The sequence below is a fragment of the Pseudomonas quebecensis genome, assembly GCF_026410085.1.
Lineage (GTDB): Bacteria > Pseudomonadota > Gammaproteobacteria > Pseudomonadales > Pseudomonadaceae > Aquipseudomonas > Aquipseudomonas quebecensis.
In genome coordinates this window covers 1,987,952-2,007,859 of record NZ_CP112866.1, presented here as the reverse complement: position 1 = coordinate 2,007,859, position 19,908 = coordinate 1,987,952, and the positions used below count along the sequence as shown (strand labels likewise).

At 61.0% G+C, this 19,908-nt stretch carries 17 protein-coding genes; all 17 read left to right on the top strand.

Features of this window, described 5'->3' with window-relative positions:
• Window positions 1-10: 10 nt before the first annotated feature.
• The 17 genes from OSC50_RS09425 (at window position 11) to nuoN (ending at window position 19,890) form a co-directional block, all read left to right on the top strand.
• Window positions 11-1,177: a ribosomal protein uL16 3-hydroxylase gene (locus tag OSC50_RS09425; RefSeq protein WP_181076622.1), complete on the top strand. Its 1,167-nt coding sequence runs from the start codon at window positions 11-13 to the stop codon at window positions 1,175-1,177.
• Window positions 1,170-1,592 (top strand): GNAT family N-acetyltransferase, encoded by a 423-nt coding sequence (locus OSC50_RS09420; RefSeq protein ID WP_181076620.1) that lies wholly within the window; start codon window positions 1,170-1,172, stop codon window positions 1,590-1,592. The genes OSC50_RS09425 and OSC50_RS09420 overlap by 8 nt, the downstream gene beginning before the upstream one ends.
• 216 nt (window positions 1,593-1,808) lie before the next feature.
• A complete protein-coding gene (locus tag OSC50_RS09415) occupies window positions 1,809-2,546 on the top strand; it encodes a secretin N-terminal domain-containing protein (protein ID WP_253508226.1) in 738 nt (245 codons plus the stop codon).
• A gap of 506 nt (window positions 2,547-3,052) precedes the next feature.
• Window positions 3,053-4,378 (top strand): isocitrate lyase, encoded by a 1,326-nt coding sequence (gene aceA, locus OSC50_RS09410; RefSeq protein WP_003174717.1) that lies wholly within the window; start codon window positions 3,053-3,055, stop codon window positions 4,376-4,378.
• A gap of 570 nt (window positions 4,379-4,948) precedes the next feature.
• A complete protein-coding gene (locus tag OSC50_RS09405) occupies window positions 4,949-5,362 on the top strand; it encodes an NADH-quinone oxidoreductase subunit A (RefSeq protein ID WP_003219575.1) in 414 nt (137 codons plus the stop codon).
• A gap of 10 nt (window positions 5,363-5,372) precedes the next feature.
• Window positions 5,373-6,047 (top strand): NuoB/complex I 20 kDa subunit family protein, encoded by a 675-nt coding sequence (locus OSC50_RS09400; protein WP_003174719.1) that lies wholly within the window; start codon window positions 5,373-5,375, stop codon window positions 6,045-6,047.
• Between the two features lie 71 nt (window positions 6,048-6,118).
• The gene (gene nuoC / locus OSC50_RS09395; protein WP_253508228.1) at window positions 6,119-7,903 is read left to right on the top strand and encodes an NADH-quinone oxidoreductase subunit C/D; all 1,785 of its coding nucleotides are present in this window, start codon (window positions 6,119-6,121) and stop codon (window positions 7,901-7,903) included.
• 2 nt (window positions 7,904-7,905) lie between these two features.
• A complete protein-coding gene (nuoE, locus tag OSC50_RS09390; RefSeq protein ID WP_003174721.1) occupies window positions 7,906-8,403 on the top strand; it encodes an NADH-quinone oxidoreductase subunit NuoE in 498 nt (165 codons plus the stop codon).
• Window positions 8,400-9,758, top strand: a complete 1,359-nt coding sequence (nuoF, locus tag OSC50_RS09385) for an NADH-quinone oxidoreductase subunit NuoF (protein ID WP_266247757.1) — start codon at window positions 8,400-8,402, stop codon at window positions 9,756-9,758. The genes nuoE and nuoF overlap by 4 nt, the downstream gene beginning before the upstream one ends.
• Before the next feature lie 136 nt (window positions 9,759-9,894).
• Window positions 9,895-12,609, top strand: a complete 2,715-nt coding sequence (nuoG, locus tag OSC50_RS09380) for an NADH-quinone oxidoreductase subunit NuoG (protein WP_266247755.1) — start codon at window positions 9,895-9,897, stop codon at window positions 12,607-12,609.
• The gene (gene nuoH / locus OSC50_RS09375) at window positions 12,606-13,613 is read left to right on the top strand and encodes an NADH-quinone oxidoreductase subunit NuoH (RefSeq protein WP_181076612.1); all 1,008 of its coding nucleotides are present in this window, start codon (window positions 12,606-12,608) and stop codon (window positions 13,611-13,613) included. The genes nuoG and nuoH overlap by 4 nt, the downstream gene beginning before the upstream one ends.
• A gap of 11 nt (window positions 13,614-13,624) precedes the next feature.
• Window positions 13,625-14,173, top strand: coding sequence for an NADH-quinone oxidoreductase subunit NuoI (gene nuoI / locus OSC50_RS09370; protein ID WP_003174725.1), 549 nt, complete (start codon window positions 13,625-13,627; stop codon window positions 14,171-14,173).
• A gap of 9 nt (window positions 14,174-14,182) precedes the next feature.
• The gene (gene nuoJ / locus OSC50_RS09365; protein WP_016974048.1) at window positions 14,183-14,686 is read left to right on the top strand and encodes an NADH-quinone oxidoreductase subunit J; all 504 of its coding nucleotides are present in this window, start codon (window positions 14,183-14,185) and stop codon (window positions 14,684-14,686) included.
• Between the two features lie 2 nt (window positions 14,687-14,688).
• Window positions 14,689-14,997 (top strand): NADH-quinone oxidoreductase subunit NuoK, encoded by a 309-nt coding sequence (nuoK, locus tag OSC50_RS09360; RefSeq protein WP_003174727.1) that lies wholly within the window; start codon window positions 14,689-14,691, stop codon window positions 14,995-14,997.
• Window positions 14,994-16,847, top strand: coding sequence for an NADH-quinone oxidoreductase subunit L (gene nuoL / locus OSC50_RS09355; RefSeq protein ID WP_266247751.1), 1,854 nt, complete (start codon window positions 14,994-14,996; stop codon window positions 16,845-16,847). The genes nuoK and nuoL overlap by 4 nt, the downstream gene beginning before the upstream one ends.
• Before the next feature lie 39 nt (window positions 16,848-16,886).
• On the top strand, window positions 16,887-18,419 hold the full coding sequence (gene nuoM, locus OSC50_RS09350; RefSeq protein WP_034098707.1) for an NADH-quinone oxidoreductase subunit M: 1,533 nt from the start codon (window positions 16,887-16,889) through the stop codon (window positions 18,417-18,419).
• Window positions 18,420-18,426: 7 nt separating this feature from the next.
• Window positions 18,427-19,890: an NADH-quinone oxidoreductase subunit NuoN gene (gene nuoN, locus OSC50_RS09345; RefSeq protein WP_181076610.1), complete on the top strand. Its 1,464-nt coding sequence runs from the start codon at window positions 18,427-18,429 to the stop codon at window positions 19,888-19,890.
• The last annotated feature ends 18 nt before the right edge of the window (window positions 19,891-19,908 follow it).

The window sequence follows — 19,908 nt, the reverse complement described above, 5'->3', positions numbered from 1 at the left end:
TAGGTTACACATGAATCCTGATATTCCTCTTCAACTTCTGGGCGGCATCACGGCACGGGAATTCCTGCGCGATTACTGGCAGAAAAAGCCGCTGCTGATCCGTCAGGCCATCCCTGACTTCGAAAGCCCGATCGACGCCGACGAACTGGCCGGCCTGGCCTTGGAGGAGGAAGTCGAATCACGCCTGGTGATCGAGCATGGTGAGCGTCCGTGGGAACTGCGCCGTGGTCCGTTTGCTGAAGACGCCTTCAGCACACTGCCTGAGCGCGAATGGACCCTGCTGGTGCAAGCGGTCGACCAGTTCGTACCGGAAGTGGCCGAGCTGCTTGAGCAGTTCCGCTTCCTGCCAAGCTGGCGCATCGACGATGTAATGATCAGCTTTGCCGCGCCTGGGGGCAGTGTCGGCCCGCACTTCGATAACTACGATGTGTTCCTGCTGCAGGCCCAGGGCAAGCGCAACTGGAAGATCGGCCAGATGTGCAGCTCCGAGAGCCCGCTGCTGCAACACGCCGACCTGCGCATCCTGGCCGAATTCGAAGAAAGCGCCGAGTGGGTGCTGGAACCGGGCGACATGCTCTACCTGCCGCCGCGCCTGGCGCACTACGGCATCGCCGAAGATGACTGCATGACCTACTCGGTCGGCTTCCGTGCACCGAGCGCTGCCGAAGTACTGACTCACTTCACCGACTTCCTCGCCCAGTACCTGACCGACGAAGAACGTTACACCGATGCCGACGCGCAGCCGGTCAGCGACCCGCACCAGATCCAGAGCGACGCCCTCGACCGCCTCAAAAGCCTGCTGGCCGAGCACATGAGCGATGAGCGCATGCTGCTGACCTGGTTCGGCCAATTCATGACCGAACCGCGCTATCCGGAACTGGTGGCTGGCGAAGAGCTGGGCGAAGAAGACTTTGTCGCCAGCCTGCAGGACGGCGCGATCCTGGTGCGCAACCCAAGCGCGCGCATGGCCTGGTCGGAAGTGGACGATGACGTGCTGCTGTTCGCCAGCGGCCAGAGTCGTTACCTGCCGGGCAAGTTGCGCGAACTGTTGAAAATGATTTGCTCTGCCGACGCCCTGCATGCCGAGAACCTCGGCCCGTGGCTGGCGGACGAAGACGGTCGCGACTTGCTGTGCGAATTGGTCAAGCAAGGAAGCCTGGGATTTGCCGATGAATAGAATTCACGTAAGTGTCGCGAACTGGCATAAGGATATCGCTGAGATTCGGCGCATTCGTGAAGCAGTGTTTATTGCTGAACAGTCGGTTCCACCTGAGCTGGAGTGGGACGCGGACGACGCAGAGGCCATGCATTTCCTGGCGTTCGAAGGCGACTTCCCGATCGGCACCGCGCGCCTGCTGCCCAGCGGCGAGATCGGTCGTGTATCGGTGCTCAAGGACTGGCGCGGGCTGAAGGTGGGCGACAAGCTGATGGAGGCCGTGATCGAAGCCGCTGAAAAACGCGGCCAGACCAGGCAATTCCTCAGTGCCCAGGTGTATGCCGCGCCGTTCTATGAGCGGCTGGGCTTTGAGATCGTCAGTGATGAATTCCTGGAAGTCGGGATTCCTCATGTCGATATGGTGCGCGGCGCCTGATTCGAGACCGTGTCGCTGCCATCGGGGGCAAGCCCCCTCCCACATTTGAAATGTACAGGGTCAACATGTGGGAGGGGCTTGCCCCCGATAGCTATTTCAGCCACACCAGCAATGCCCCGCCATGCGGGGCATTTTGCCGTCTACGATTCAATATGCGACCGGCCAGGCCGACAAACTGGCACTATCACGTCTAATTGACTCGCAGAGATAACGGACATGTCCCTACGCACCCTGCTCACCGCCCTCCTCCTGACCGTCAGCGTCTCGGCCAGCGCCGACACCGCAGTCGTCAACCTGAGCAACCGCACCAGTGCCGACCTGCTACCGGTGGCGCAGAACTTTATCGGCAAGGACGGCATTGTCAGTGCCTACGGCAACCAGCTGATCGTTAACGCTGCCCCTGGGAAGATCGAGGGCCTGCGCACCCTGCTCTCCCAACTGGATACACCGGCCAAGCGCCTGCTGATTACCGTCGATACCAATGAAAGCAACCAACAGGACACTGGCGACAGCCAGACCCGCATCATCAACTACGGCACCGTCAGCCGCGAGGGCGGCATTCAGCAGATCCAGGCCAGCGAAGGCGTGCCCGCGCTGATCCAGGTCGGCCAGAGCGTGCCGCTGACTACCACCTCGCAAGACAGCTACGGGCGCCTGCAAAACCAGACCCAGTATCGCAACGTCACGCAAGGGTTCTATGTCACCGCCAGCGTCACCGGCGACACCGTACACCTGGCGATCAGTACCAACCGTGACCGCATGAGCCAGGAACGTCCCGATGTAGTGAACGTGCAGAGCACCGACACAAGTGTCAGCGGTCGCCTGGGTGAGTGGATCCCGCTCGCTGGCATCAACCGCCAGACTCAAGCCGATAAAACGTCCACGACCCGCAGCTACTCTACTCAGGGCCGGGATGACCTGACATTGCGGGTCAAGGTCGACACCCTGAACTGAAGCACCAAAAACTGACTGATGAGTCGTATAAGACTAAAGATGTAGTGCCTGAAAAAAAGCACTACAAAACATTTGACGATCCAAAAAAGCCTGGGCATGATGGCCTCGCTCCCGCTAATCAGGGGCCCTGGCAAGGGCCTTCGGATCGTCGCTCCAAGTTACCCACCCGAGCCGATTCGTGTCTGTACCGCCCACAAGGCGTGTTTGACGAGGTTGCGACTGGAACGAAGTTGTCCCGAGGGACGGAAGCTAACCAGGTAACCCGGCTACACACTGATGGATCGTACAAAGGCCCACGACGCCCGAAGACCGTTCGCAGTCTGCCCTTACCTGCTCAACTCCCCCTTGAGCCCATCGTTCAACCTGTCGCCCACCCCGTCGAACCTGACCTGACTGCCTACGCTTCTGATCAGCGAGCAGCCATGACCACGCACTGGCTACAGTGGCTGGCCAACGGAATGTTCAACCCAGTAGATTTTCCACAAGACGCGACGAGGTTTTTCCCCATGGCACTGACACGCGAACAGCAAATTGCAGCCCTTGAAAAAGACTGGGCTGAAAACCCACGCTGGAAAGGCGTGACCCGCGCTTATTCCGCTGCTGACGTCGTCCGCCTGCGCGGCTCGGTTCAACCTGAGCATACCTTTGCAAAACTCGGCGCCGAGAAGCTGTGGAACCTGGTTACCCAAGGTGCCAAGCCATCCTTCCGCCCCGATAAAGATTTCGTCAACTGCATGGGCGCCCTTACTGGCGGCCAGGCAGTCCAACAGGTAAAAGCCGGTATCCAGGCAATCTACCTGTCCGGCTGGCAAGTGGCGGCGGACAACAACTCCGCCGAATCCATGTACCCCGACCAATCGCTGTACCCGGTGGACTCCGTGCCGACCGTGGTCAAGCGCATCAACAACTCGTTCCGCCGCGCCGACCAGATCCAGTGGAAAGCCGGCAAGAACCCGGGCGACGAAGGCTACATCGACTACTTCGCACCGATCGTGGCTGACGCCGAAGCCGGCTTTGGTGGCGTGCTGAACGCCTACGAGCTGATGAAAAGCATGATCGAGGCAGGCGCTGCCGGCGTGCACTTCGAAGACCAACTGGCGTCGGTAAAAAAATGCGGCCACATGGGGGGCAAGGTACTGGTACCGACCCAGGAAGCCGTGCAGAAGCTCACCGCCGCGCGCCTGGCAGCTGACGTCGCCGGCACGCCGACCATTATCCTGGCCCGCACCGACGCCAACGCCGCCGACCTGCTGACCTCGGACTGCGACCCGTACGACCAGCCGTTCGTCACTGGCGAACGCACCCAGGAAGGCTTCTACAAAGTTCGCGCAGGCCTGGATCAAGCCATCGCCCGCGGCCTGGCCTACGCGCCGTATGCCGACTTGATCTGGTGCGAAACCGCCAAGCCGGATCTGGACGAAGCCCGTCGCTTTGCCGAAGCAATCAAGAAGGAATACCCGGACCAACTGCTGTCCTACAACTGCTCGCCTTCCTTCAACTGGAAGAAAAACCTGGACGACGCGACCATCGCCAAGTTCCAGCGCGAACTGTCGGCCATGGGCTACAAACACCAGTTCATTACCCTGGCCGGCATTCACAACATGTGGCACAGCATGTTCAACCTGGCGCACGACTACGCCCGCAACGACATGACCGCCTACGTGAAACTGCAGGAGCAGGAATTCGCTGACGCCGCCAAGGGTTACACCTTCGTCGCGCACCAGCAGGAAGTGGGCACCGGCTACTTCGACGACATGACCACCGTGATCCAGGGCGGCACCTCGTCCGTGACTGCGCTGACCGGTTCGACTGAAGAAGAGCAGTTCCACTGATCGATCCAAGTACTCGGCCACCGCTGACCCGTTAAAAAGCTAACCGCAGTGCCGCACGATCTGACGCCCCGACTGGTTCGGGGCGTTTTTTTTGCCGATATACATCTCACCGATTCAATAAGGGCCCAATATGGGAGGAACCCTGCAACCTGAAGATTTTGTGCAAAACCTTGATCCAGAGCGGTATTCACCGCAGATAAATCGGTTAAAAGATCCGCTGCGACAACTAGCGGTAACCGATCAAGTAACGGCAACTTCCCTCGCCACACCACAACCGTCCGCTTAAAACCCGCCCAAACAATATTCATTATCATTTAGAACATAGAAACTTCGTTACAACCTAAACAAAACACAATTGATCAAATGCCCGCTAATGCCCACCACGCAAGGGTTACAGCCCCAAGAAGGTGCACTATGTGCTTATTCCACCGAATAATTTCGCCATCGGAATTTTACTTGCCCGGTGTTTAGCCATAAAATCAACGCGATTGACTACGCTGCGACATATCGTCACTGCATCGTTACTTTTTCGAGCTCAGAGGCCTTTGCCCTCTGTTAAGGATTTCCAGCATGACCGAAGCGACAGGACTCATGGCCCACAACTGGGGCTTTGCCATTTTCCTTCTCGGTGTTGTCGGCCTTTGTGCCTTCATGCTCGGCGTCTCCAGCCTCCTCGGGTCAAAAGCCTGGGGCCGCAGCAAAAACGAACCGTTCGAGTCCGGCATGCTACCCACAGGTGGCGCCCGCTTGCGGCTCTCAGCCAAATTCTATCTGGTCGCGATGCTGTTCGTGATCTTCGATATCGAAGCCCTCTTTCTCTTTGCCTGGTCTGTGTCCGTCCGCGAAAGCGGCTGGACCGGATTCGTCGAAGCTCTCGTTTTCATAGCAATTCTGTTGGCAGGTCTTGTCTACCTGTTCCGAGTGGGCGCCCTTGATTGGGCTCCGGAAGCTCGTCGCAAGCGGCAGGCGAAGCTGAAACAATGAGGCTTTGGCGATGCAATACAATCTCACCAGGATCGACCCGGATGCTCCTAACGAGCAGTACCCCATCGGCGAACGGGAAACCGTTTCCGATCCGTTAGAAGATCAAGTCCACAAAAACATCTACATGGGCAAACTCGAAGACGTGCTGAGTGGCGCGGTCAACTGGGGGCGTAAGAACTCCCTATGGCCGTATAACTTCGGCCTTTCGTGCTGCTACGTGGAAATGACCACCGCCTTCACGGCGCCCCACGACATCGCGCGCTTCGGCGCCGAAGTAATCCGGGCATCGCCGCGCCAGGCGGATTTCATGGTTATCGCCGGTACCTGCTTCATCAAGATGGCGCCGATCATTCAGCGTCTCTACGAGCAAATGCTCGAACCGAAGTGGGTTATCTCCATGGGTTCGTGCGCTAACTCCGGGGGCATGTACGACATCTACTCCGTGGTTCAGGGGGTGGACAAGTTCCTGCCCGTGGACGTCTACGTGCCTGGCTGCCCGCCCCGCCCGGAAGCATTCCTGCAAGGCTTGATGCTGTTGCAGGAATCGATTGGCAAGGAGCGTCGCCCACTGTCCTGGGTGGTCGGAGATCAAGGTGTTTACCGCGCCGAGATGCCGTCCCAAAAGGAACAGCGCCGCGAACAGCGAATCGCAGTCACCAACCTGCGCAGCCCCGACGAAGTCTGATCCAGCCCGCTTCTTTCATAGAACGAAAACCTGGCCTCATTCTTTACGTTGACCGAAAGCGATAAAAAACCATGACTACAGGCAGTGCTCTGTATATCCCGCCTTATAAGGCAGACGACCAGGATGTGGTCGTCGAACTCAATAACCGTTTTGGCCCTGACGCCTTCACCGCCCAGGCCACACGCACCGGTATGCCGGTGCTGTGGGTGGCACGTGCCAGGCTCATCGAAGTCCTGACTTTCCTGCGCAACTTGCCCAAGCCGTACGTCATGCTCTATGACCTGCATGGCGTGGACGAGCGTCTGCGCACCAAGCGCCAGGGCCTGCCAAGCGGCGCCGACTTCACTGTGTTCTATCACCTGATGTCGCTGGAACGTAACAGCGACGTGATGATCAAGGTCGCGCTGTCCGAAAGTGACCTGAGCGTGCCGACCGTGACCGGCATCTGGCCCAACGCCAGCTGGTATGAGCGTGAAGTCTGGGATATGTTCGGCATCGACTTCCCGGGCCACCCGCACCTGTCGCGCATCATGATGCCGCCGACCTGGGAAGGTCACCCGCTGCGCAAGGACTTCCCTGCGCGCGCCACCGAATTCGACCCGTTCAGCCTGAACCTGGCCAAGCAGCAGCTTGAAGAAGAAGCGGCGCGTTTCCGTCCGGAAGACTGGGGCATGAAGCGCTCCGGCACCAACGAGGACTACATGTTCCTCAACCTGGGCCCGAACCACCCTTCGGCCCACGGTGCCTTCCGCATCATCCTGCAACTGGACGGTGAAGAAATCGTCGACTGCGTACCGGACATCGGCTACCACCACCGTGGCGCCGAAAAGATGGCCGAACGTCAGTCCTGGCACAGCTTCATCCCGTACACCGACCGTATCGACTACCTCGGCGGCGTGATGAACAACCTGCCGTACGTGCTCTCGGTCGAGAAGCTGGCCGGCATCAAGGTGCCGGACCGTGTCGACACCATCCGCATCATGATGGCCGAGTTCTTCCGGATCACCAGCCACCTGCTGTTCCTGGGTACCTATATCCAGGACGTCGGCGCCATGACCCCGGTGTTCTTCACCTTCACCGACCGTCAGCGCGCCTACAAGGTCATCGAAGCCATCACCGGTTTCCGCCTGCACCCGGCCTGGTACCGCATCGGTGGCGTGGCCCACGACCTGCCCAATGGCTGGGAACGCCTGGTCAAGGAATTCATCGACTGGATGCCCAAGCGCCTGGACGAATACCAAAAGGCTGCGTTGGATAACAGCATCCTCAAGGGCCGTACCATTGGCGTTGCGCAGTACAACACCAAGGAAGCCCTGGAATGGGGCGTCACCGGTGCCGGCCTGCGTTCCACCGGCTGCGATTTCGACCTGCGTAAAGCTCGCCCCTACTCCGGCTACCAGAACTTCGAGTTCGAAGTACCGCTGGCGGCCAACGGCGATGCCTACGACCGTTGCATCGTGCGTGTCGAAGAAATGCGCCAGAGCCTCAAAATCATCGAGCAATGCATGCGCAACATGCCGGCAGGCCCGTACAAGGCGGATCACCCGCTGACCACGCCGCCGCCCAAAGAGCGCACGCTGCAGCACATCGAAACCCTGATCACGCACTTCCTGCAGGTTTCGTGGGGCCCGGTCATGCCGGCCAACGAATCCTTCCAGATGATTGAAGCGACCAAGGGTATCAACAGTTATTACCTGACGAGCGATGGCGGCACCATGAGCTACCGCACCCGGATTCGTACACCGAGCTTCCCGCACTTGCAGCAGATCCCTTCGGTGATCAAAGGCGAGATGGTCGCGGACTTGATTGCGTACCTGGGTAGTATCGATTTCGTTATGGCCGACGTGGACCGCTAAGCATGAACAGCACGCTTATCCAGACAGACCGTTTCACCTTGAGTGAAACCGAGCGCTCGGCCATCGAGCACGAGCTGCATCACTACGAAGACCCGCGCGCGGCGTCGATCGAAGCCTTGAAGATCGTCCAGAAGGAGCGCGGCTGGGTGCCGGACGGCGCCCTCTACGCCATCGGCGAAATCCTCGGCATCCCTGCCAGCGACGTTGAAGGCGTGGCGACGTTCTACAGTCAGATCTTCCGCCAGCCGGTCGGCCGCCACATCATTCGCGTGTGCGACAGCATGGTCTGCTACATCGGTGGTCACGAGTCGGTGGTCAGCGAAATTCAGAACAAACTGGGCATCGGCCTCGGCCAGACCACCCCGGACGGCCGCTTCACGCTGCTGCCGGTGTGCTGCCTGGGCAACTGCGACAAGGCGCCGGCGTTGATGATCGACGACGACACATTCGGTGACGTCCAGCCTGCCGGCGTGACCCAATTGCTCGAGGGCTACCCATGACCCTGACATCTTTTGGCCCGGCCAACCGCATCCAGCGGTCGCCCGAAACTCACCCGCTGACCTGGCGCCTGCGCGACGATGCCGAACCGGTATGGTTCGACGAATATCAGGCCAAGAACGGTTACGCCGCAGCGCGCAAAGCCTTCGCCGACATGGCCCAGGACGATATCGTCCAGACCGTGAAAGACGCCGGCCTCAAAGGCCGCGGCGGTGCAGGCTTCCCCACGGGCGTCAAATGGGGCCTGATGCCCAAGGACGAATCCATCAACATCCGCTACCTGCTGTGCAACGCGGATGAAATGGAACCCAACACCTGGAAAGACCGCATGCTGATGGAGCAACTGCCCCATCTGCTGATCGAAGGCATGCTGATCAGCGCCCGCGCGCTGAAAACCTACCGGGGCTATATCTTCCTGCGTGGCGAATACACCACTGCCGCCAAGCACCTCAACCGTGCCGTGACGGAAGCCAAGGCCGCAGGCCTGCTGGGCAAGAACATCCTCGGTTCGGGGTTCGACTTCGAACTGTTCGTGCACACCGGCGCCGGGCGTTATATCTGCGGTGAAGAAACCGCGCTGATCAATTCCCTCGAAGGCCGCCGCGCCAACCCGCGCTCCAAGCCGCCCTTCCCCGCCGCCGTGGGCGTGTGGGGCAAGCCGACCTGTGTGAACAACGTCGAAACCCTGTGCAACGTGCCGGCGATCATCGCCGACGGCGTGGACTGGTACAAATCCCTGGCCCGCGAAGGCAGCGAAGACATGGGCACCAAGCTCATGGGGTTCTCCGGCAAGGTCAAGAACCCTGGCCTGTGGGAGCTGCCGTTCGGCGTGACCGCGCGCGAGCTGTTCGAGGACTACGCCGGCGGCATGCGCGACGGCTATACCCTGAAAGCCTGGCAGCCAGGCGGCGCCGGTACCGGTTTCCTGTTGCCCGAACACCTCGACGCACAAATGTACGCCGGCGGCATCGGCAAGGTCGGCACCCGTATGGGTACGGGCCTGGCGATGGCGGTGGACAACACCGTCAACATGGTGTCCTTGCTGCGCAACATGGAGCAGTTCTTTGCCCGTGAATCGTGCGGGTTCTGCACCCCATGCCGCGACGGCCTGCCGTGGAGCGTCAAGCTGCTGATGGCCCTGGAAAAAGGCGAAGGCCGCGAGGGTGATATCGAGACCCTGCTGGGCCTGGTCGGCTTCCTCGGCCCAGGCAAGACCTTCTGTGCTCACGCACCGGGCGCCGTGGAGCCATTGGGCAGCGCAATCAAATACTTCCGCTCTGAATTCGAGGCCGGCATCGCGCCAACCCGCGCGGGCGACCTCAATCAGGTGGTATCACCGACCATGGTCGGTGCGTAACGCTTAAAAAAGCGAAGGGTCCGTGCCCTTCGCTTTTCTCATGTGCTGACGCCTTGAAGGCTGTGTAGATGCACATGAATAACAAGATTCCATTAGCCACGCCCGCTGACAACGGGCCAACGAAGAACTTTGAACCATGGCCACTATCCACGTAGACGGCAAAGCGCTCGAAGTCGATGGGGCGGACAACCTGTTACAGGCATGTCTGTCACTCGGTCTCGACATCCCTTATTTCTGCTGGCACCCGGCGCTCGGCAGCGTCGGCGCCTGTCGCCAGTGTGCGGTCAAGCAGTACACCGACGAGAACGACACCCGTGGTCGTATCGTCATGTCCTGCATGACACCGGCCACCGACAACACCTGGATCTCCATCGACGATGAAGAATCCAAGGCGTTCCGCGCCAGTGTCGTCGAGTGGCTGATGACCAACCACCCCCACGACTGCCCGGTCTGTGAGGAAGGCGGTCACTGCCACCTGCAGGACATGACGGTGATGACCGGCCACAACGAGCGCCGTTATCGCTTCACCAAGCGTACCCACCAGAACCAGGACCTCGGCCCGTTCATCTCCCATGAGATGAACCGCTGCATCGCCTGCTACCGCTGCGTACGTTTCTATAAAGACTACGCCGGCGGCACCGACCTCGGCGTATTCGGCGCCCACGACAACGTGTACTTCGGTCGCGTTGAAGACGGCGTGCTCGAAAGCGAATTCTCCGGCAACCTCACCGAGGTCTGCCCCACCGGCGTGTTCACCGACAAGACTCACTCCGAGCGCTACAACCGCAAGTGGGACATGCAATTCGCCCCGAGCATCTGCCATGGCTGCTCCAGCGGTTGCAACATCTCCCCGGGCGAGCGCTACGGTGAACTGCGTCGCATCGAAAACCGCTTCAACGGTTCGGTCAACCAGTACTTCCTGTGCGACCGTGGCCGTTTCGGCTATGGCTATGTCAACCGCGAAGACCGCCCACGCCAGCCGCTGCTGGCCGATGGCGCCAAGCTGAGCCTGGACGCGGCGCTGGACAAAGCCGCCGATCTGCTGCGCGGCCGTAACATCGTCGGTATCGGCTCGCCCCGCGCCAGCCTCGAAAGCAATTTCGCCTTGCGCGAACTGGTCGGCGCCGAGCACTTCTACAGCGGCATCGAAGCCGGTGAGCTGGAACGCATCCGCCTGGTCCTGCAAGTGCTGAACGACAGCCCGCTGCCGGTGCCGAACATGCGCGACATCGAAGACCACGACGCCATCTTCGTCCTCGGTGAAGACCTGACCCAGACCGCCGCGCGTATCGCGCTGTCCCTGCGTCAGTCGGTCAAAGGCAAGGCTGAAGAGATGGCCGACGCCATGCGCGTACAGCCCTGGCTTGACGCCGCAGTGAAGAACATCGGCCAGCACGCGCTGAACCCGCTGTTTATCGCAAGCCTGGCTGAAACCAAGCTCGACGATATTGCCGAAGAGTGCGTACACGCCGCGCCGGACGACCTGGCCCGCCTCGGGTTCGCCGTAGCCCATGCCCTCGACGCCAGCGCCCCTGCCGTCGAAGGCCTGGATACTGAAGCCGCCGAACTGGCCCAACGCATCGCCGACGCTCTGCTGGCGGCCAAGCGTCCATTGATCATTGCCGGTACCTCGCTGGGTTCCAAGGCGCTGATCGAAGCGGCGGCCAACATAGCCAAGGCGTTGAAGCTGCGCGACAAGAACGGCTCCATCAGCCTGGTTGTACCGGAAGCCAACAGCCTCGGCCTGGCCATGCTCGGTGGCGAGTCCGTGGATGCTGCCCTGCAAGCGGTGATCGACGGCAACGCCGACGCCATCGTGGTGCTGGAAAACGATCTGTACACCCGTACCGATGCGGCCAAGGTTGACGCTGCGCTGAACGCTGCCAAGGTGCTGATCGTCGCCGACCACCAGAAGACCGCCACCAGCGACCGCGCCGACCTGGTACTGCCGGCCGCCACCTTCGCCGAAGGCGACGGCACCCTGGTCAGCCAGGAAGGCCGCGCCCAGCGCTTCTTCCAGGTGTTCGATCCGAAGTACATGGACGCCAGCATCCTGGTTCACGAAGGCTGGCGCTGGCTGCATGCCCTGCGCGCCACTCTGCTGAACCAGCCGATCGACTGGACCCAGCTCGACCACGTCACCGCCGCCACTGCCGCGAGCGCGCCGCAGCTTGCCCGGATTGTCGACGCCGCGCCGTCCGCCGCGTTCCGCATCAAGGGCCTGAAACTGGCCCGTGAACCGCTGCGCTACTCGGGCCGCACGGCCATGCGCGCCGATATCAGCGTGCACGAACCGCGTACGCCGCAGGATATCGACACCGCGTTTGCCTTCTCCATGGAAGGCTACTCGGGATCGGCCGAACCGCGTCAGCAGGTGCCGTTCGCCTGGTCGCCGGGCTGGAACTCGCCACAGGCCTGGAACAAGTTCCAGGACGAAGTCGGTGGCCACATCCGTGCCGGCGACCCGGGCACCCGCCTGATCGAAACCCAGGGCGATTCGCTGAACTGGTTCACCGCCATACCACGTCCGTTCAACCCGGCTCAGGGCACCTGGCAGGTTGTGCCGTTCTTCCACCTGTTCGGCAGCGAAGAGAACTCTTCCAAAGCCGCGCCGGTACAAGAGCGCATTCCGCAAACCTACGTGTCCGTGGCCAAGTCCGAAGCCGACCGCCTGGGCGTCAACGACGGTGCCCTGCTCAGCTTGAACGTGGCCGGCCAGACCCTGCGTCTGCCGCTGCGTATCAACGAAGCATTGGGCGCCGGCCTGGTTGCACTGCCTAAAGGCCTCGCCGGCATCCCGCCTGCGATCGAAGGTTTTACCGTTGACGGTCTGCAGGAGGCAGCGCAATGACCTGGTTCACCCCTGAAGTGATCGACGTGATCATCTCGGTCGTCAAGGCTATCGTGATCCTGTTGGCCGTGGTTGTAGCGGGCGCCCTGCTCAGCTTCATCGAACGTCGCCTGTTGGGCTGGTGGCAGGACCGTTACGGTCCGAACCGTGTCGGCCCGTTCGGCATGTTCCAGATCGCCGCCGACATGCTGAAGATGTTCTTCAAGGAAGACTGGACCCCGCCGTTTGCCGACAAGGTGATCTTCACCCTGGCACCGGTCGTGGCCATGAGCGCCTTGCTGATCGCCTTCGCGATCATCCCGATCACCCCGACCTGGGGCGTGGCGGACCTGAACATCGGCTTGCTGTTCTTCTTCGCCATGGCCGGCCTGTCGGTCTACGCGGTGCTGTTCGCCGGTTGGTCGAGCAACAACAAGTTCGCCCTGCTGGGCAGCTTGCGGGCCTCGGCCCAGACCGTGTCCTACGAAGTGTTCATGGGCCTGGCGCTGATGGGCATCGTGGTGCAGGTCGGCTCGTTCAACATGCGCGACATCGTCGAGTACCAGGCGCAGAACCTGTGGTTCATCATTCCGCAGTTCTTTGGCTTCTGTACCTTCTTCATCGCTGGCGTGGCCGTGACTCACCGTCACCCGTTCGACCAGCCGGAAGCGGAACAGGAACTGGCCGACGGTTACCACATTGAATACGCCGGTATGAAGTGGGGCATGTTCTTTGTCGGTGAGTACATCGGCATCATCTTGATCTCGGCCCTGCTGGTCACGCTGTTCTTCGGCGGCTGGCATGGTCCATTCGGCATCCTGCCGCAGTTGGCGTTCTTCTGGTTCTTCCTGAAGACCGCGTTCTTCATCATGTTGTTTATCCTGCTGCGCGCTTCCATTCCGCGTCCACGATACGACCAGGTGATGGATTTCAGCTGGCGCTTCTGCCTGCCGCTGACCCTGATCAATTTGCTGGTGACCGCTGCCGTTGTGTTGTTGAACACGCCAGCGGGCGCGGTTCAGTGAGGATTTGACCCATGTTCAAATATATTGGCGACATCGTTAAGGGTACCGGTACCCAGTTGCGAAGCCTGGTGATGGTTTTCGGCCACGGCTTTCGCAAACGCGACACCCTGCAATACCCGGAAGAAGCGGTGTACCTGCCGCCGCGCTATCGCGGCCGCATCGTACTGACCCGCGACCCCGATGGCGAAGAGCGTTGCGTAGCCTGCAACCTGTGCGCCGTGGCGTGCCCGGTGGGTTGCATCTCCCTGCAGAAAGCTGAAACCGAAGACGGTCGCTGGTACCCGGACTTCTTCCGCATCAACTTCTCGCGCTGCATTTTCTGCGGCCTCTGCGAGGAAGCTTGCCCGACCACCGCGATCCAGCTCACACCGGATTTCGAGATGGCCGAGTTCAAACGTCAGGACCTGGTGTACGAGAAAGAAGATCTTTTGATTTCCGGTCCCGGTAAAAACCCTGATTACAACTTCTATCGTGTTGCAGGTATGGCCGTTGCCGGTAAGCCCAAAGGCGCCGCACAAAACGAAGCCGAGCCGATCAACGTGAAGAGCTTGCTGCCTTAAGGAAGAAAGATGGAATTCGCTTTCTATTTCGCATCGGGTATCGCGGTTGTGTCCACGCTTCGCGTGATCACCAACACCAACCCCGTGCACGCCCTGCTCTACCTGATCATTTCGCTGATCGCCGTGGCCATGACCTTCTTCAGCCTCGGCGCACCGTTCGCCGGTGTGCTGGAAGTGATCGCCTACGCCGGCGCCATCATGGTGCTGTTCGTGTTTGTGGTGATGATGCTCAACCTGGGTCCGGCTTCGGTCGCCCAGGAACGCGTCTGGCTCAAGCCCGGCATCTGGCTCGGCCCGGTTGTCCTCGCGGCGCTGCTGCTGGGTGAACTGCTGTATGTGCTGTTCGCTCACCAGAGCGGCCAGGCCATCGGCCACACCACCGTGGATGCGAAAGCCGTCGGCATCAGCCTGTTCGGCCCGTACCTGCTGGTGGTCGAACTGGCGTCGATGCTGCTGCTCGCCGCAGCCGTCACCGCCTTCCACTTGGGCCGCAACGAAGCCAAGGAGCAATGACGATGCCTGCTATCCCTTTGGAGCATGGTCTGGCGGTCGCCGGCATCCTGTTCTGCCTTGGCCTGGTCGGCCTGATGGTTCGCCGTAACATTTTGTTCGTGTTGATGAGCCTGGAAATCATGATGAACGCCGCCGCACTGGCGTTCATCGTCGCGGGTGCACGTTGGGGCCAGCCGGATGGACAAGTCATGTTCATCCTGGTGATCAGCCTGGCAGCCGCCGAGGCCAGTATCGGCCTGGCGATCCTGCTGCAGCTGTACCGTCGCTTCCACACGCTTGATATCGACGCTGCCAGTGAGATGCGCGGATGAACATGATCTTTCTGACTTTCCTGTTTCCCCTGATCGGTTTCCTGCTGCTGTCGTTCTCTCGCGGGCGCTGGTCGGAAAACCTGTCCGCACTGATCGGCGTGGGTTCGATTGGCCTGTCGGCGATCGTCGCCGCCTACGTCATCTGGCAATTCAACGTGGCGCCGCCGGAAAGCGGTCACTACACCCTGGTGCTGTGGCAGTGGATGTCGGTGGAAGGCTTCAAGCCCAACTTCGCTCTCTACATCGACGGCCTGTCGATCACCATGCTCGGCGTAGTGGTCGGCGTGGGTTTCCTGATCCACCTGTTCGCGTCCTGGTACATGCGCGGTGAAGCGGGCTACTCGCGCTTCTTCTCGTACACCAACCTGTTTATCGCCAGCATGCTGTTCCTGGTGCTCGGCGATAACCTGTTGTTCTTGTACTTCGGCTGGGAAGGCGTGGGTCTGTGCTCGTACCTGTTGATCGGTTTCTACTACAGCAACCGCAACAACGGTAATGCCGCGCTCAAGGCGTTTATCGTCACCCGTATCGGCGACGTGTTCATGGCCATCGGCCTGTTCATCCTGTTCCAACAGGTGGGCACGCTGAACATCCAGGAACTGCTGGTACTGGCACCGCAGAAATTCCAGGTCGGCGACTTCTGGATCACTCTGGCCACGCTGATGCTGCTGGGCGGCGCCGTGGGTAAATCCGCGCAACTGCCACTGCAGACCTGGCTGGCGGACGCGATGGCCGGCCCTACCCCGGTGTCGGCACTGATCCACGCCGCAACGATGGTAACCGCCGGTGTCTACCTGATCGCCCGTACCCACGGCCTGTTCACCCTGGCGCCGGAGATCCTGCACCTGGTGGGCCTGGTCGGCGGCGTGACCCTGGTACTGGCCGGCTTCGCCGCGCTGGTACAGACCGACATCAAGCGCATCCTCGCCTACTCGACCATGAGCCAGATCGGCTACATGTTCCTGGCCCTGGGCGTCGGCGCCTGGGACGCGGCGATCTTCCACCTGATGACCCACGCCTTCTTCAAGGCCCTGCTGTTCCTCGCTTCCGGTGCGGTGATCGTGGCCTGCCACCACGAGCAGAACATCTTCAAGATGGGCGGCCTGTGGAAGAAACTGCCGCTGGCCTACGCCAGCTTCATCGTCGGTGGTGCCGCCCTGGCCGCCCTGCCGCTGGTGACCGCCGGTTTCTACTCCAAGGACGAAATCCTCTGGGAAGCCTTTGCCAGCGGCAACCAGAACCTGCTGTACGCAGGCCTGGTCGGTGCCTTCATGACCTCGCTGTACACCTTCCGCCTGATCTTCATCACCTTCCACGGTGAAGCCAAGACCGAAGCACACGCAGGCCACGGCATCTCGCATTGGCTGCCACTGTCGGTGCTGATCATCCTGTCGACTTTCATCGGCGCCATGATCACTCCGCCACTGGCCGGCGTATTGCCGGAAAGCGTGGGCCATGCCGGCGGCGACGCCAAGCACAGCCTGGAAATCGCCTCGGGCGCCATTGCCATTGCCGGTATCCTGCTGGCGGCCCTGCTGTTCCTCGGCAAGCGCCGCTTCGTGACCGCCGTGGCCAACAGTGGCATCGGCCGTTTCCTGTCGGCCTGGTGGTTCGCTGCCTGGGGCTTCGACTGGATCTACGACAAACTGTTCGTCAAGCCGTACCTGGCCATCAGCCATGTACTGCGTAAAGACCCGCTCGACCAGACCATTGGTTTGATCCCGCGCGCGGCCAAAGGCGGTCACACCGCCCTGAGCCGCAGCGAGACCGGCCAATTGCGTTGGTATGCGGCTTCCATGGCGGCTGGCGCCGTGCTGGTGATCGGCGCCATCGTAGTGGTAGCGGTCTGATATGAACTTTGCGAACTTGCGAAAGGAAACGAGCCCGTCATGATTCTGCCCTGGCTAATCCTGATCCCCTTTATCGGCGGCCTGCTCTGCTGGATGGGTGAACGCTTCGGCGCCACCCTCCCCCGCTGGATTGCGTTGCTGACCATGTCCCTGGAACTCGCGCTCGGCCTCTGGCTGTGGGCCCATGGCGACTATTCATTTGCTCCGGCACCGGGTGTCGATCCGACGTTCGCGCTTGAATTCAAGCACGTGTGGATCCAGCGCTTCGGCATCAACGTGCACCTGGCCCTCGACGGCCTGTCGCTGTTGATGATCCTGCTGACCGGCCTGCTAGGTATCCTCTCGGTACTCTGCTCCTGGAAAGAGATCCAGCGTCACGTGGGCTTCTTCCACCTGAACCTGATGTGGATCCTGGGCGGCGTGGTCGGCGTGTTCCTCGCCCTCGACCTGTTCATGTTCTTCTTCTTCTGGGAAATGATGCTGGTGCCGATGTACTTCCTCATCGCGCTCTGGGGCCACAGTTCTTCGGACGGCAAGAAAACCCGGATCTACGCGGCGACCAAGTTCTTCATCTTCACTCAGGCTTCCGGCCTGATCATGTTGGTGGCGATCCTGGGTCTGGTGCTGGTCAACTTCAACAACACCGGCGTGATTACCTTCAACTACGCCGACCTGTTGAAGACCAAGATGTCCCTGACCACCGAGTACGTGCTGATGCTGGGCTTCTTCATCGCCTTTGCGGTGAAGCTGCCGGTGGTGCCGTTCCACTCCTGGCTGCCGGATGCGCACGCCCAGGCACCGACCGCCGGTTCCGTCGACCTGGCCGGTATCCTGCTGAAGACCGCTGCGTATGGTCTGCTGCGTTTTGCCCTGCCGCTGTTCCCGAATGCTTCGGCCGAGTTTGCGCCGATTGCCATGACCCTCGGTCTGATCGGGATTTTCTACGGTGCGTTCCTGGCCTTCGCGCAAACCGACATCAAGCGTCTGATTGCCTTCTCGTCCGTTTCCCACATGGGCTTCGTACTGATCGGCATCTACTCGGGCAGCCAACTGGCGTTGCAAGGCGCCGTGATCCAGATGTTGGCCCACGGTGTCTCGGCCGCCGCACTGTTTATCCTGAGTGGTCAGTTGTACGAGCGCCTGCACACCCGAGACATGCGTGAGATGGGTGGCGTGTGGTCGCGCATTGCCTACCTGCCGGCGATCAGCCTGTTCTTCGCCGCCGCGTCCCTGGGCCTGCCGGGCACCGGCAACTTCATCGGCGAGTTCCTGATCCTGATGGGCGCGTTCGTACAAACGCCGTGGATCAGCGCCATCGCCACCTCGGGCCTGGTATTCGGTTCGGTCTACTCGCTGATCATGATCCACCGCGCTTACTTCGGCCCGGCCAAGTCCGACACCGTCCTGAAAGGGATGGATGCGCGCGAACTGATCATGGTGCTCGGTCTTGCGGTATTGCTGATCTATATCGGCGTGTACCCGCAACCGTTCCTGGACACGTCTGCCGCAACGATGCATGGCGTGCAGCAGTGGTTCGGCACCGCCTTCTCTCAACTCGCTTCGGCCCGGTAAGAGCGCTATGGAATTCACGATCCAACACTTTATCGCGCTTGCGCCGCTGCTGATCACCAGCCTCACCATCGTGGTGGTGATGCTGGCGATCGCCTGGCGCCGCAATCACTCGCAAACGTTCCTGCTGTCCTGTGCCGGGTTGAACCTGGCCCTGCTGTCGATCATTCCGGCCCTCAAGGTCGCGCCGTTAGCGGTCACCCCGCTGATGATGATCGATGACTTCGCACTGCTGTACATCGCGCTGATCCTGGTGGCCACCCTGGCGTGCGTCACCCTCGCCCACGCCTACCTCGGCGAAGGCGGCACCGGCTACCCGGGCAACCGCGAAGAGCTGTACCTGCTGATCCTGCTGGCTGCGGCCGGCGGTATCGTGCTGGTCAGCGCGCAGCACCTGGCCGGCTTGTTCATCGGCCTGGAACTGCTGTCGATCCCGACCTACGGCCTGGTGGCCTACGCCTTCTTCAACAAGCGCTCTCTGGAAGCCGGCATCAAGTACATGGTGCTGTCGGCCGCCGGTTCCGCGTTCCTGTTGTTCGGTATGGCCCTGCTCTACGCCGAAGCCGGCAGCCTGAGCTTCACCGGTATCGGTCATGCCCTGGCCGCCACCCACCTGCCTGCACCGATCGCCCAGCTGGGCCTGGCCATGATGCTGATTGGCCTGGCGTTCAAACTGTCGCTTGTGCCGTTCCACCTGTGGACCCCGGACGTGTACGAAGGCGCCCCGGCGCCGGTGGCTGCGTTCCTGGCCACGGCGTCGAAAGTCGCGGTGTTTGCGGTGATGGTGCGTCTGTTCCAGATCTCCCCTGCCGCCAATACCGGCGTGCTGAGCAACGTGCTGACCGTGATCGCGATTGCGTCGATCCTGTTCGGTAACCTGCTGGCGTTGACCCAGAACAACCTCAAGCGTCTGCTGGGTTATTCGTCCATCGCGCACTTCGGCTACCTGCTGATCGCCCTGGTGGCGAGCAAAGGCCTGGCCGTGGAAGCCATCGGCGTGTATCTGGTCACCTATGTGATCACCAGCCTCGGCGCGTTCGGCGTGATCACATTGATGTCCTCGCCTTACAAAGGCCGTGATGCCGACGCCCTGTACGAATACCGCGGCTTGTTCTGGCGCCGTCCGTACCTGACCGCTGTGCTGACCGTGATGATGCTGTCCCTGGCCGGTATCCCGCTGACCGCAGGCTTTATCGGCAAGTTCTACATCGTCGCTACCGGTGTTGAAGCGCATGAGTGGTGGCTGGTTGCATCGCTGGTACTGGGCAGCGCCATCGGCGTGTTCTACTACCTGCGCGTGATGGTCACCCTGTACCTGATCGAGCCGAACCTGCGGCGTGTGGATGCCGAGCTGCACTGGGAACAGAAAGCCGGCGGCGTGATGCTGCTGGCTATCGCCCTGCTCGCCTTTTTCCTCGGCGTCTACCCACAGCCGTTGCTCACCCTGGTGCAGCACGCGGTGCTGGGTGTTTGATCGCTTAGCGGGACGTGA